14 protein-coding genes are annotated in these 12,077 nt (G+C 69.5%); 11 read left to right on the forward strand and 3 right to left on the reverse strand.

The genetic code is table 11. The features are described from left to right. Positions 1-84 precede the first annotated feature (84 nt). From paoC to paoA, 3 genes are read right to left on the reverse strand one after another with little or no spacing between them, the layout of a single operon-like run. Positions 85-2,280 (reverse strand): aldehyde oxidoreductase molybdenum-binding subunit PaoC, encoded by a 2,196-nt coding sequence (paoC, locus tag ASG29_RS00595; RefSeq protein ID WP_055978680.1) that lies wholly within the window; start codon positions 2,278-2,280, stop codon positions 85-87. Further along, positions 2,277-3,227 (reverse strand): FAD binding domain-containing protein, encoded by a 951-nt coding sequence (locus tag ASG29_RS00600; RefSeq protein WP_055978683.1) that lies wholly within the window; start codon positions 3,225-3,227, stop codon positions 2,277-2,279. The genes paoC and ASG29_RS00600 overlap by 4 nt, the downstream gene beginning before the upstream one ends. Further along, positions 3,224-3,853 carry an aldehyde dehydrogenase iron-sulfur subunit PaoA gene (gene paoA, locus ASG29_RS00605; RefSeq protein WP_055978687.1) on the reverse strand — a complete coding sequence of 210 codons (630 nt, stop codon included), beginning with the start codon at positions 3,851-3,853 and terminating at the stop codon, positions 3,224-3,226. The genes ASG29_RS00600 and paoA overlap by 4 nt, the downstream gene beginning before the upstream one ends. 126 nt (positions 3,854-3,979) lie before the next feature. Between paoA and ASG29_RS00610 the strand changes: the two genes are divergently transcribed. From ASG29_RS00610 to ASG29_RS00655, 11 genes are read left to right on the forward strand one after another with little or no spacing between them, the layout of a single operon-like run. After that, positions 3,980-4,498 carry a L,D-transpeptidase family protein gene (locus ASG29_RS00610; RefSeq protein ID WP_082515537.1) on the forward strand — a complete coding sequence of 173 codons (519 nt, stop codon included), beginning with the start codon at positions 3,980-3,982 and terminating at the stop codon, positions 4,496-4,498. 31 nt (positions 4,499-4,529) lie between these two features. Further along, the gene (locus ASG29_RS00615; protein ID WP_055978690.1) at positions 4,530-5,255 is read left to right on the forward strand and encodes a GNAT family N-acetyltransferase; all 726 of its coding nucleotides are present in this window, start codon (positions 4,530-4,532) and stop codon (positions 5,253-5,255) included. Further along, entirely contained in the window at positions 5,252-6,220 is a 969-nt protein-coding gene (locus ASG29_RS00620) for an alpha/beta fold hydrolase (protein WP_055978693.1), read from the forward strand. Before ASG29_RS00615 ends, ASG29_RS00620 begins: the two co-directional genes overlap by 4 nt. A 54-nt stretch (positions 6,221-6,274) precedes the next feature. Next, positions 6,275-7,171 (forward strand): heme o synthase, encoded by an 897-nt coding sequence (locus tag ASG29_RS00625; protein WP_055978696.1) that lies wholly within the window; start codon positions 6,275-6,277, stop codon positions 7,169-7,171. Next, the gene (locus ASG29_RS17700) at positions 7,168-7,302 is read left to right on the forward strand and encodes a hypothetical protein (protein WP_268796195.1); all 135 of its coding nucleotides are present in this window, start codon (positions 7,168-7,170) and stop codon (positions 7,300-7,302) included. The genes ASG29_RS00625 and ASG29_RS17700 overlap by 4 nt, the downstream gene beginning before the upstream one ends. Then, positions 7,299-7,832 (forward strand): cytochrome c oxidase assembly protein, encoded by a 534-nt coding sequence (locus ASG29_RS00630; protein WP_055978700.1) that lies wholly within the window; start codon positions 7,299-7,301, stop codon positions 7,830-7,832. The genes ASG29_RS17700 and ASG29_RS00630 overlap by 4 nt, the downstream gene beginning before the upstream one ends. Positions 7,833-7,864: 32 nt before the next feature. After that, a complete protein-coding gene (locus ASG29_RS00635; protein WP_055978702.1) occupies positions 7,865-8,776 on the forward strand; it encodes a cytochrome c oxidase subunit 3 in 912 nt (303 codons plus the stop codon). 3 nt (positions 8,777-8,779) lie between these two features. Beyond that, complete coding sequence (locus ASG29_RS00640) at positions 8,780-9,157, forward strand: DUF983 domain-containing protein (protein ID WP_055978705.1); 378 nt, start codon at positions 8,780-8,782, stop codon at positions 9,155-9,157. Further along, positions 9,154-9,762, forward strand: a complete 609-nt coding sequence (locus tag ASG29_RS00645) for an SURF1 family cytochrome oxidase biogenesis protein (protein ID WP_055978708.1) — start codon at positions 9,154-9,156, stop codon at positions 9,760-9,762. The genes ASG29_RS00640 and ASG29_RS00645 overlap by 4 nt, the downstream gene beginning before the upstream one ends. Positions 9,763-9,771: 9 nt before the next feature. Beyond that, complete coding sequence (gene thrC, locus ASG29_RS00650) at positions 9,772-11,169, forward strand: threonine synthase (protein ID WP_055978711.1); 1,398 nt, start codon at positions 9,772-9,774, stop codon at positions 11,167-11,169. Further along, positions 11,169-12,038: a class I SAM-dependent methyltransferase gene (locus ASG29_RS00655; RefSeq protein WP_055978714.1), complete on the forward strand. Its 870-nt coding sequence runs from the start codon at positions 11,169-11,171 to the stop codon at positions 12,036-12,038. Before thrC ends, ASG29_RS00655 begins: the two co-directional genes overlap by 1 nt. The last annotated feature ends 39 nt before the right edge of the window (positions 12,039-12,077 follow it).

Here is a 12,077-nt window from a genome sequence, read left to right on the forward strand (position 1 = left end):
CCTCCGTCATTGCGAGCGGAGCGAAGCAATCCACCGCCACGCGCGACCCGCTGGATTGCTTCGCTCCGCTCGTAATGACGAAACTCAAGCGACCACCGGCAACTTCGCCATGTGCTTCTCCAGCGTCACCGGATAATCCCGCACCCGCACGCCGGTGGCGTTGTAGATCGCGTTCGCGACCGCCGCCGCCACGCCGCAGATGCCCAGCTCGCCGACACCCTTCGCCTTCATCGGCGATGTCGTCGGGTCGACCTCGTCCAGGAACACGACCTCCTGATGCGGGATGTCGGCATGGACGGGCACCTCATATCCCGCCAGGTCGTGGTTGACGAAGAAGCCGAAGCGCCTGTCGACCGCCAGTTCCTCCATCAACGCCGCGCCGACGCCCATCGTCATCGCGCCGATCACCTGGCTGCGCGCCGACTTGGGGTTCAGGATGCGCCCCGCCGAACATACCGCAAGCATCCGCCGGATGCGGATTTCGCCGGTCAGCGAATGGACCGCCGCCTCGACGAAATGCGCGCCGAAGGTCGACTGCTGCTGCTCCTTGGCGAGGTCGCCATATTCCATCTTGTCCTCGACGCTCAGCGTACCCGCGTCGGACAGGCTGACGCTGCGCCCCGCCGACGTCACCTTCCCGCCCTCGAACACCACATCCGTGGCGTTGAAGCCCAGCTTCTGCGCCACCGCCTCGCGCAGCTTCACGCACGCGGCGTAGACGCCCGCGGTCGCGCTGTTCGCGCCCCATTGACCACCCGATCCGGCCGACACGGGGAAGGACGAATCGCCCAGCTTCACCGACACGCGATCCAGCGGTACGCCCATCATCTCCGCCGCGGTCTGCGCGATGATCGTATAGCTGCCCGTCCCGATGTCGGTCATGTCGGTCTCGACCGTCACGCGACCATCGGCGAGGCGCACGCGCGCCGCCGACGTCATGTTCATGTTGTTGCGGAACGCCGACGCGACGCCCATGCCGACCAGCCATTGCCCGTCGCGCACGCTGGCGGGCTTGGCGTTGCGCCGCGCCCAGCCGAACTTGTCGGCGCCCTGTCGCAGGCATTCGACCAGCTTGCGCTGCGAGAACCTTCGTCCCGGCTTCTCCGGATCGACCTGCGTGTCGTTGGCGACGCGGAACGCGACCGGGTCCATGCCCAGCTTCTCGGCCATCTCGTCCATCGCCATTTCCAGCGCCATCAGGCCCGGCGCCTCGCCCGGCGCGCGCATGGCGTTGCCCTCGGGCAGATCCAGCACCGCCAGCCGCAGCGACGTCAGCCGGTTAGCCCCCGCATAAAGCAGCCGCGTCTGCGCCACCGCATTCTCCGGCCCGCCGTTCGGCTGGTCGCCCGATCCGCTCTCGTGCGCGATCGCGAGGATCGTGCCGTCCTTCGCGCATCCGATGCGGATACGCTGGTCGGTGGCGGGGCGGTGCGTGGTGTTGTTGGCGATCAACGGCCGTTGCAGCGCCACCTTCACCGGCCGCTTCGCTTCGCGCGCGGCCAGCGCCGCCAGGACCACGTCGGCGCGCAGGAACAGTTTCCCGCCGAAACCGCCGCCGACATAGGGCGAATCGACCCGGACATTCTCCTTCGCGATGCCCAGCGTCTTGGCCAGGTCGCCCGCGGCCCATGCGATCATCTGGTTCGAGGTCCAGACCGTCAGCTTCTCCCCCTCCCACGCCGCGATACTGGCGTGGGGCTCCATCATCGCATGGCTGTGGTCGGGCGTCGTATACTTCCGGTCCAGCGTCACCGCCGCCTTCGCGAACGCCGCGCCGAAATCGCCGACGCGCACGACTGGCGGGGACATCTTGTCATCCGCCTTCAACGGCGCGGTTTCCAGCGCCTTGTCGAGGTCGAACTTCCCGCTGCCGCGCGCATAGTCGACACGGACCAGCCCCGCGGCATGGCGCGCCTGCTCGAACGTCTCCGCGACCACGATCGCGACCGCCTGGTGATAATGCGCGACCTCCGGCCCGGCCAGCAGGGGCGCGGTGTTGAAATCGCCCTTCGTCAGCGTGCCGGCATTGCGGTGCGTGACGATCGCGATGACACCGGGCGCGGCTTGCGCGGCGGACAGGTCGATGGCCGAAATCCGTCCCTTTGCGATCCCCGCGCCGACGATATAGCCGTACGCCTGGTTCGCCGCGACATCGTGGCGTTCATAGGCATAGGGCGCGGTCCCCGTCGTCTTCGCCGGGCCGTCGATCCGGTCGACCGGCTTGCCGACGATCGTCATCCGGTCGATCGGGTTCGTGCCCGCGGGCGTGGTGAACTTCATGCCTTCGACTCCGCCAGAACGGCTGCGATCGTGCGTTCGACAAGGGGCACCTTGAACGCATTGTCCTGCGTCGGGCGCGCGCCGGCTAGCAGGCGCCCGGCCACCGCCTTCGCCCCCTGCGGCAATGCCGCGTCCGCCGCCTCGACACGCCACGGCCGCGGCGCGATGCCGCCGACCGCCAGCTGCCCGGTCCCGTCCTTGCGGATCACCGCCGCGACGCTGACCAGCGCGAAGGCGTAGGACGCGCGATCGCGCACCTTGTGATAGATGTGCGTGCCTTCCACCGGCCGGGGCAGCGTCACCGCCGTCACCAGTTCGCCGCGGGCAAGCGCGGTCTCGACATGCGGCGTGTCGCCCCACAGGCGGTGGAAGTCCGCCATCGGGATCGACCGCGTCGCGCCCGCCGCATCGACCGTCTCGACCGTGGCATCCAGCGCGCGCAGCGCCACCGCCATGTCGCCGGGATAGGTCGCGATGCACGCGTCCGACGTGCCGATCACCCCCAGTTGCCGCGAATAGCCGCCGATCGCGGCGCAGCCCGACCCCGGCCTGCGCTTGTTGCACGCCTGGTTGGTGTCGTAGAAATACGGGCAGCGAGTCCGTTGGAGCAGATTGCCCGCGGTCGTCGCCTTGTTGCGCAACTGCCCCGACGCGCCCGCCACGATCGCGCGCGTCAGGACGGCGTAATCCCTGCGCACGCGCATGTCGCTCGCCAGCGCGGTATTGCTGACCAGCGCGCCGATGCGCAGCCCGCCGTCGCCGGTCTTCTCGATCCGGTCCAGCTTCAGGTCCTGCACATCGATCAGGTGCGCGGGCGCCTCGATCTCCAGCTTCATCAGGTCGAGCAGGTTGGTGCCCCCCGCGATGAACTTCGCATCCGGCGTCCGCGCCACCGCCGCGGCAGCCTCCGCGGGCGTCTTCGCGCGCTGATAGGTAAAGGGCTTCATGCCGTGACTCCGGCGACGTCGGCCATCGCGTCGGCGATGTTGGAATAGGCGCCGCAGCGGCAGATATTGCCGCTCATCCGCTCGCGCATCTCGGTCGTCGTCAGCGGGCTGGCGCGCGTGACGTCGGCGGTCACGTGGCTCGGGCTGCCCGCCTTGATCTCGTCCAGCACCGCCACCGCGGAGCAGATCTGGCCCGGCGTACAATAGCCGCATTGATAGCCGTCGTGCTTCACGAACGCGGCCTGCATCGGGTGCAGCTTGCCGGGGGTGCCCAGCCCCTCGATCGTCGTGATCGAATCGCCCTGGTGCTGCACCGCCAGGCTGAGGCAGGAATTGATCCGCTTCCCGTCGACCAGCACGGTGCACGCGCCGCACTGGCCATGGTCGCACCCCTTCTTCGTCCCCGTCAGGCGGAGATGCTCGCGCAAGGCGTCCAGCAACGTCGTGCGGGTGTCGAGGACCAGCGAGCGGCGCGTGCCGTTGACCGTCATCGACACCGGCATCGTCGCCCCCGCCGCGGCCGGTGCGGCCGCGGCCACCGCGGGGGCGGCGGTGATCGCCACCGACGCGGCCCCGCCCGCGATCATGCCCCGGCGCGAGATCGCGAGGCTCCCCGTATCGTCCATGCCGCCGTCACTCCCGGATTTCTTCATCGGTTCCCAACGCTCTATCGCACGTCCGGTGCCGTCCCGTATCGAAACGTCCCGTTTTTAGCGGCTGGCGCAAGCCCGCACGGCGCGCAAGGTCGCGCCATGACCCGATTCGCGCTGTTCCTGATCCTGCTGCTGTCGCCCGCGTCCGCACAGGCGCGCGCCGCGGGCGTGCCCGACGTGCATACGATCCTCGACGTCGGCCGCCCGCTGGGGCCGGGCGACTATGTGTGGGAGGACGACGGCGAGACGACCGGCCCCGCGCGCATCGTCGTCGACGTCACGAAACGGCGGCTGTACGTCTATCGCGGCGGCGTGGAGATCGGCCGCTCCTATATCGTCATCGGCCCGCCGGAGCAGCCGACGCCCACGGGCCGCTTCCCGATCTTGCAGAAGCATGCGGACCACTATTCCAGCACCTACGACAATGCCCCGATGCCGTACATGTTGCGGCTGACCTGGGGCGGGGTGGCGATCCACGGCAGCCCGGTGGAGGAGGATTGGGTCACGCACGGCTGCATCGGCGTCCCCACCGCCTTCGCCCGCATCCTCTACGCGAACGCGCGCAAGGGCGACGAGGTGATCGTCACCCGCCGCTGGCTCCCCAACGCCTACGATTGACGCGCACGCCGCCGACCCGCACCGTCCGCGGATGGACGATGGCCTGGACTGGCGGATCGAGCGGGCGTGCGCCGCGGCCTTTCCGCCCGTGCGATGCGAGACGGTCGACACGTGGGCCGTCGCCGTATCGGGCGGCCCGCGCCGCCGGATCAATTCGGCCAGCCCGCTCGGCCCCGACGCGACGCTCGATACCGCGACGGTGGCGCGGATCGCCGCGATCTACGCCGGGCAGGTCGCGCGGGTCCGCGTGCCGGATCTGGTCGCCGTCGACGCCGCGCTCGACGCGGCGGGGTTCGCGCCGCCCGACGGACGGACGCGGACATTGGGACGACCACTGGATCGAGCGCCCGTACCGGACGCCGGCGTCATCCTGACCACCGCCCCGGACGCGGCATGGCTGGCGACGCGATCCACGCTGTCGCTGGCGATCGACGGCATGGCGGAGGATTACGCCGCACCGCTCGCACGGCTCGCGATACCCGCGGCCTTCGCGCGGATCGACGATCGTGCGGTCGCCTATGCCGCGGTGGCGGACGGCGTGCTGGTGCTGGAGGCAGTGGCGACGCATCCCGACGCGCGGCGGCAGGGGCGGGCGCGGCACTGCGTGGCGTCCCTGCTGCACTGGGGCGCGGGCGCGGGTGCGACATATGCGGCGTTGCAGGTCGCGGCCGACAATGCCCGCGCCATCGCGCTCTATCGCGGACTCGGCTTCCTGTGCGATCACTATGGCTATCATTATCGGGAGAGGGTGGGATGAGCGAACTGCGCATGATCGATGCGGGCGCCGTGCGCCTGCGCGCCGGGGTGGAGGGGGACGGGCCGCTGGTCCTGATGGTCCACGGCTTTCCGGAAAGCTGGTATTCGTGGCGGCACCAGATCGGCCCGGTCGCGGCGGCGGGGTTCACCGCCTGCGCGATCGACGTGCGCGGCTATGGCGGGTCGGACAAGCCCGCCGATATCGCGGCCTACGACATGGAATCCCTGGTCGGCGATCTCGTCGGCGTGGCCGATGCGCTGCGGCCGGGCGAGCCTGCGATCCTGGTCGGGCACGACTGGGGCGCGCCGATCGTGTGGCACGGCGCGCTGACCCGGCCCGATCGCTTCCGCGCGGTGGCGGCATTGTCGGTGCCGTTCATGGGGGTGGCGAAGCGGCCGTTCACCGATGTCTTCCGCGAGGCGTTCACGAAAAAGGGCCGCTTCTTCTACCAGGAATATTTCCAGCAGCCCGGCGTCGCGGAGGGCGAACTGGAACCCGACGTGCGCGATTTCCTGCGCAAGTTCATCTACGCGATCAGCGGCGACGCCCCCGCGGGCGCATGGCCGGAAAAGCCGCATGGCGCGCCGTTGCTGCAAGGATTGCAGGACCCGGCGCCCTTCCCGGCCTGGCTGACCGACGCGGACCTCGATTATTACGTGGCGCAGTTCGAGGGGTCGGGGCTTCGCGGTCCGCTGAACCGCTATCGCAACCACGAACGCGACTTCGCCTGGACGCAAGCGTTCGCCGGACGGCGGATCGAGCAGCCCGCCTTGTTCATCGGGGGGACGAAGGATCCGGCCTCGACGCTGTTCGGCGCGGTCCCCGATCCGGTCGCGGCGATGGCGCCGCACGTGCCGAATCTGGAAGGGCATATGCTGGACGGCTGCGGCCACTGGACGCAGCAGGAGCGACCGGCGGAGGTGACGCGGCTGCTGCTCGACTGGCTGGGGCGGCTACGACCATAAGCGCACGCCCCCTTTCCCCTGCCTCGCCAACGGCGTAAGGCGCCGGAACAGACCATGACGATCGCCGCGCCCCTGCTCCCCCCCGCCGACTGGCGGGATTTCCTCGCGCTGACGAAGCCGCGGGTGATGACATTGGTCGTCTTCACCGGCCTGTGCGGGATGCTGGCCGCGCCGGTGCAGATCGCGCCCGTCCTCGCCTTCACCGCCATCCTGTGCATCGCGCTGGGCGCGGGCGCGGCCGGCGCGCTGAACCAATGGTATGAGGCGGATATCGACGCGGTGATGAAACGTACCGCCGGGCGCCCGCTGCCCGCGGGACGGATGGACCGGCAGGCGGCGCTACATTTCGGCGTGGGGCTGTCCGCCTTTTCCGTGATCCTGATGGGATTGGCGGTAAACCTCGCCGCGGCGGCGATCCTGCTGGTGTCGATCCTCTTCTACGTCCTCATCTACACCGTGTGGTTGAAGCGGCGGACACCGCAGAACATCGTCATCGGCGGCGCGGCGGGGGCCTTCCCCCCGCTGATCGGTTGGGCCGCGGCGACGGGGCAGGTCGCGCTGCTGCCGGTGCTGCTGTTCAGCCTGGTGTTCCTGTGGACCCCGCCGCATTTCTGGGCGCTCGCGCTGTTCATGGAGGCGGATTACGCGAAGGCGGGCGTGCCGATGCTGCCCGTCGTGGCGGGGGAGAAGGTCACGCGGCGGCAGATCGGGCTGTACACTATCCCGATGGCGATCGTCGCGATCGCGCCGTGGCCGCTGGGCCTGACCGGCGCGATCTACGGCATCACCGCGGTCGTGCTGACCGCCGCGTTCGGCGTTCTGGCCGCCCTGGTCGCGGCCGGCGCAAAGGCATCGAAGCCGATGGGATATGAGAAGAAGCTCTTCGCCTTCTCGATCCTCTACCTCTTCATCATTTTCGGGGCGCTGGTCGCCGACAGGTGGCTGGCATGACCGATCACGACGACATCATCCGCAAGCGGCAGAAGGCGCGCGCCATCGTCATGGGGCTGCTGCTGGGCGGGTTCGTGGTGCTGATCTTCTTCATCACCATCGCCAAGATCAACCAGGGCATGGGTACATGAACCGCACCACGCGCACCGCGATCCTCGCGGTCCTCGGCATCTGCTTCATGACCGGCCTCGCCTTCGCCAGCGTGCCGCTCTACCGCATGTTCTGCGAAGTGACGGGCCTGAACGGCACGACGGGGCGCGGCAACACGGCGCCCGGCGGCGTCCACAAGTCGATCCGCATCGCCTTCGACAGCAACACCAGCGCGAAGCTGCCGTGGCGGTTCGAGCCCGAGCAGGAGAGCGAGACCGTCGACATTGGCGCGCGCGACATGGCGTTCTTCACCGCCACGAACCGCGGCGCGCAGGCGGTCACGGGCACCGCCACGTACAACGTCACCCCCGCGGTGGCGGGCAAATATTTCACGAAGATCCAGTGTTTCTGCTTCACGGAACAGACGCTGAAGCCCGGCGAGACGCAACGGATGCCGGTGATCTATTTCGTCGATCCCAGGATCCTGACCGATCCCGACACGCGGGACATCGACACCATCACGCTCAGCTACACGTTTTACCCGGTGGATTCCGCGAAGACGGCAAGCTAAGCGAAGCGCAAGACACGAACGGGGAAGCCACGATGGCCGGCGCCAAGAACCACGATTACCACATCCTGCCCCCCAGCCCCTGGCCGCTGATCGGATCGGTCGCCGCCTTCATCATGGCGGCGGGCGGCATCATGTACATGCATCAGGCGACCGGCGGCGGCTGGGTGTTCCTGATCGGCTTCGCCGCGGTGCTGATGACCTTCTACGGCTGGTGGCACCAGGTGATCCGGGAGGCGCATGCGGGCGACCACACCCCGGTCGTGCAGCTGCATTTCCGCTACGGCATGATCCTGTTCATCGCGTCGGAGGTCATGTTCTTCGTCGGCTGGTTCTGGGCCTTCTTCGACTTCGCCCTGTTCCCGACCGCGATGCAGATCGTCGACGGTCAGGTCGAACGCGCGGCCGAGGGGGCTGCCGCGATCGCGGCGCAATGGCCGCCCAAGGGGCTGGAGGTCATCAACGCCTTCGAACTGCCGCTGCTCAACACGCTGATCCTGCTGTGTTCGGGCACCACCATCACCTGGGCGCACCACGCGTTGATCCACGATCAGCGCGGTGGCGAGAAGAAGGGGTTCTGGGGCCTGCTGGGCGTCGGCGACCGCGACGGCGTGCTGAAGGGCCTGTGGCTCACGGTCGCGCTGGGCACGCTGTTCACCTCGATCCAGGCGTATGAATACGCCCACGCGCCCTTCCCGTTCAAGGGCATCAACTATTCCGCCGCCTTCTTCATGGCGACGGGCTTCCACGGCTTCCACGTCCTGGTCGGCACGATCTTCCTGATCGTGTGCCTGATCCGCGCGTACCGGGGCGACTTCACGCCGAAGCAGCATTTCGGGTTCGAGGCGGCGGCCTGGTACTGGCATTTCGTCGACGTGGTGTGGCTGTTCCTGTTCGTCACCGTCTACGTCTGGGGCGGCTGGGGCGCGCCGGTCCACGGCGGCTAATCGATGGATGACGATCGGGCGCTGCCGGCGCCGCGCCCGATCGACACCGGCCTGAAGGGCGCGTGCCCGCGGTGCGGGGAGAAGACCGTGTTCGCTGGCTTCGCGCGCTTCGCCGACACCTGTCCCGCCTGCGGGCTCCGCTTCTCCGAATTCAACGTCGGCGACGGGCCCGCGGCGTTCCTGACCCTCATCATCGGCACGATCGTCGTCGCGCTGGCGATCACGGTCGAGCTGAGCTTCACCCCGCCGTGGTGGGTCCACGTCCTGTTGTGGGTGCCCCTGACCCTGGCGGGCGTGATGGCCAGCCTGCGCCTCGCGAAGGGCTGGCTGCTCGCGCTGGAATATCGCAACGCCGCGCGCGAGGGGCGGATCGAGCCGTGAGGCGCGTTCCCGTCGTCGCCACATTGGTCGTCGGCATCGCGATCGCGGCGATGATCGCGCTCGGCCTGTGGCAGCTGCTCGTGCGCCTGCCCGAAAAGGAAGCGTATCTGGCGCAGCTCGCCGCCAATCCCGCGCGCCCGCCGGTCGCCTTTCCACTCGCCCCCGACGAACGCCTGCTGTTCCGCCGCACATTCCTCGACTGCATGCCCCCCGTCCGGACCGCACGCGCGGGCGCGGGGGGCGCGGGGTTCCGCATCATCGCGACCTGCGCGAACGGGGCGAAGGTGCAGTTGGGCACGACGCGCGATCCGCTGGCGACCGTGGCCTGGGGCGGCGGAAGCGTCACCGGCTGGGTCAGCCATGCGCCCGATTCCACCCCGCTGATCGCCCGGCTGGTCGGTGCCGCGACGCCGCAGGCGATGCTGCTCGTCGCCGACGCGCCGCGCGCGGGGCTGAAGGCCAACACGCGCCCCGACGTCGGCCTCGTCCCCAACAACCACCTCGCCTATGGCGTGCAATGGTTCCTGTTCGCGGGCGTGGCGGGCATCATCTACGCGGTCGCGCTGCGGCGGCGGACGGTTGCGGCGGCGCGCCCGCACGGGTAGCGAGCCGCGATGCGCTACGTCAGCACCCGCGGGACCGCGCCCGCGCTCGACTTCCGGGAAGTCACGCTCGCCGGCCTCGCCTCCGACGGGGGACTGTACGTGCCCGAGACGTGGCCGACCCTCACGCCCGACCGGATCGCAGCGCTGGCGGGCCTGTCCTACGTCGACACCGCGGTCGCGGTCATGGCCCCGTTCGTCGCGGGCGTCATGGACGAGGGCGAGTTGCGCGACCTGTGCACCGCCGCCTACGGCCGCTTCAGCCACGCCGCGGTCACCCCGCTGGTACAGCTCGATCACGACCAGTGGCTGCTGGAACTGTTCCACGGCCCCACGCTGGCGTTCAAGGACGTGGCGCTCCAATTGCTGGGGCTGCTGTTCGAACGCTTCCTGACCGGCACGAACGATCACCTGACGATCGTCGGCGCGACCAGCGGCGACACCGGCTCCGCCGCGATCGACGCGGTCGCGGGCCGCAGCGGCATCGACATCTTCATGCTGCACCCCGAAGGCCGGGTCAGCGAGGTGCAGCGGCGGCAGATGACCACCGTCGGCGCGCCCAACGTCCACAACATCGCGATCCGCGGCGATTTCGACACCGCGCAGGCGCTGGTGAAGGCCATGTTCAACGACCCCGCCTTCTCCTCCCGCTTTCGGCTGAGCGCGGTCAATTCCATCAACTGGGCGCGGTTGATGGCGCAGGTGGTCTATTATTTCTACGCCGCGGTCCGTCTCGGCGCACCGGATCGCGCGGTCGCGTTCAGCGTGCCGACCGGCAATTTCGGCGACGTCTTCGCCGGCTATGTCGCCGCGCGGATGGGCCTGCCGGTCGCCAAGCTGGTCGTGGCGACCAACGTCAACGACATCCTGGCGCGCGCGCTGGCCGACGGCGACTATTCCAGCCGGCAGGTCGTCGCCACCCCGACCCCGTCGATGGATATCCAGGTGTCGAGCAATTTCGAACGCCTGCTGTTCGACCTCGGCGCGCGCGACGGCCATGCGCTGGCGGCGCAGATGCAGGGGTTCGAAGCGACCCGCGCGATGCGGCTGACCAATGCGCAGCGCGACGGCGCGAGCGGCCTGTTCGTGCCCGAGCGCGTGGACGTCGACGACATGGCGCTGGCGATGCGCTGGGCCAGCGACGATGCAGGCCAGACGATCGACCCGCACACCGCGATCGCGCTGTCCGCCGCACGGCGGCAGGCGGTCGAGGGCGTTCCGATGGTGACGCTCGCCACCGCGCATCCCGCGAAGTTCCGCGACGCGGTGGAGCGGGCGACCGGCCAGCGCCCCGGCCTGCCCGCCCGCGTCGGCGACCTGTTCGATCGCGAGGAACGCTGCGTCACGCTCGACGCCACGTTCGACGCAGTCGGCGCCTATATCGCCGAGCGGGCGACGCCGAGGGCCTGATGCAGCTCGTCACCCTCGTCGGCGAACCGTGGCGCGACTATGCGCTGCTGGATTCCGGGCACGGCCGCAAACTGGAACGCTACGGCCGCTACCGCTTCGTCCGGCCGGAGGCGCAGGCCTTGTGGGCGCCCGCGCAGGACGATTGGTCCGCCGACGCCGAATTCGTGCCCGGCAGCGACGAGGACGGCGGCGGCCAGTGGCAATATGCCCGGTCGATCCCCCGCGACGGGTGGGAACTGGCGTGGCACGACGTCCGCTTCACCGCGCAGACGACGCCGTTCCGGCACCTGGGCTTCTTCCCCGACATGGCGCCCGTATGGACGTGGATGCAGGCGCACGTCGCTGACATGGCGACGCCCGAATGCCTGAACCTGTTCGGCTATACCGGCGTCGGCACGCTGGCGATGGCCAGCACCGGCGCGAAGATGGTGCATGTGGATGCCAGCAAGAAGTCGGTCGAGGCGGCCCGCGCCAACGCGCGCTTGTCGGGATTGGCGGAGGCGCCGGTCCGCTGGATGATCGACGACGCCGCGAAATTCACCGCGCGCGAGGTGCGGCGCGGGCGGCGTTACGACGGCATCCTGCTCGATCCGCCGAAGTACGGCCGCGGCCCGACGGGCGAGGTCTGGCGGCTGGAGGAGCATCTGCCCGCGCTGATCGCGGATTGCCGCCGGCTGCTGGACGCCGAATCGCGCTTCCTGTTCCTGACCGTCTACGCCGTGCGCATGTCCGCGCTGGCGATAGGGGAGATGCTGCGACAGGCGTTCGCGGACCTGCCCGGCACGGTGGAGGCGGGCGAACTTGCGGTGCGCGAGGAAGCGCGCGGCATCGCGCTGCCGACCGCGATCTTCGCGCGCTGGAGCCGGTAGCCGTCCGCTCCGCGCCCGCCGCGCGACCCGGATCCGCTT

The sequence above is a fragment of the Sphingomonas sp. Leaf412 genome, from assembly GCF_001425405.1.
Classification (GTDB): domain Bacteria; phylum Pseudomonadota; class Alphaproteobacteria; order Sphingomonadales; family Sphingomonadaceae; genus Sphingomonas.

Coding starts and splice junctions, on each gene's coding strand:
- paoC (WP_055978680.1), bottom strand. CDS start 2,280: ATGAAGTTCACCACGCCCGCGGGCACGAACCCGATCGACCGGATGACG.
- ASG29_RS00600 (WP_055978683.1), bottom strand. CDS start 3,227: ATGAAGCCCTTTACCTATCAGCGCGCGAAGACGCCCGCGGAGGCTGCC.
- paoA (WP_055978687.1), bottom strand. CDS start 3,853: ATGGACGATACGGGGAGCCTCGCGATCTCGCGCCGGGGCATGATCGCG.
- ASG29_RS00610 (WP_082515537.1), top strand. CDS start 3,980: ATGACCCGATTCGCGCTGTTCCTGATCCTGCTGCTGTCGCCCGCGTCC.
- ASG29_RS00615 (WP_055978690.1), top strand. CDS start 4,530: ATGGACGATGGCCTGGACTGGCGGATCGAGCGGGCGTGCGCCGCGGCC.
- ASG29_RS00620 (WP_055978693.1), top strand. CDS start 5,252: ATGAGCGAACTGCGCATGATCGATGCGGGCGCCGTGCGCCTGCGCGCC.
- ASG29_RS00625 (WP_055978696.1), top strand. CDS start 6,275: ATGACGATCGCCGCGCCCCTGCTCCCCCCCGCCGACTGGCGGGATTTC.
- ASG29_RS17700 (WP_268796195.1), top strand. CDS start 7,168: ATGACCGATCACGACGACATCATCCGCAAGCGGCAGAAGGCGCGCGCC.
- ASG29_RS00630 (WP_055978700.1), top strand. CDS start 7,299: ATGAACCGCACCACGCGCACCGCGATCCTCGCGGTCCTCGGCATCTGC.
- ASG29_RS00635 (WP_055978702.1), top strand. CDS start 7,865: ATGGCCGGCGCCAAGAACCACGATTACCACATCCTGCCCCCCAGCCCC.
- ASG29_RS00640 (WP_055978705.1), top strand. CDS start 8,780: ATGGATGACGATCGGGCGCTGCCGGCGCCGCGCCCGATCGACACCGGC.
- thrC (WP_055978711.1), top strand. CDS start 9,772: ATGCGCTACGTCAGCACCCGCGGGACCGCGCCCGCGCTCGACTTCCGG.
- ASG29_RS00655 (WP_055978714.1), top strand. CDS start 11,169: ATGCAGCTCGTCACCCTCGTCGGCGAACCGTGGCGCGACTATGCGCTG.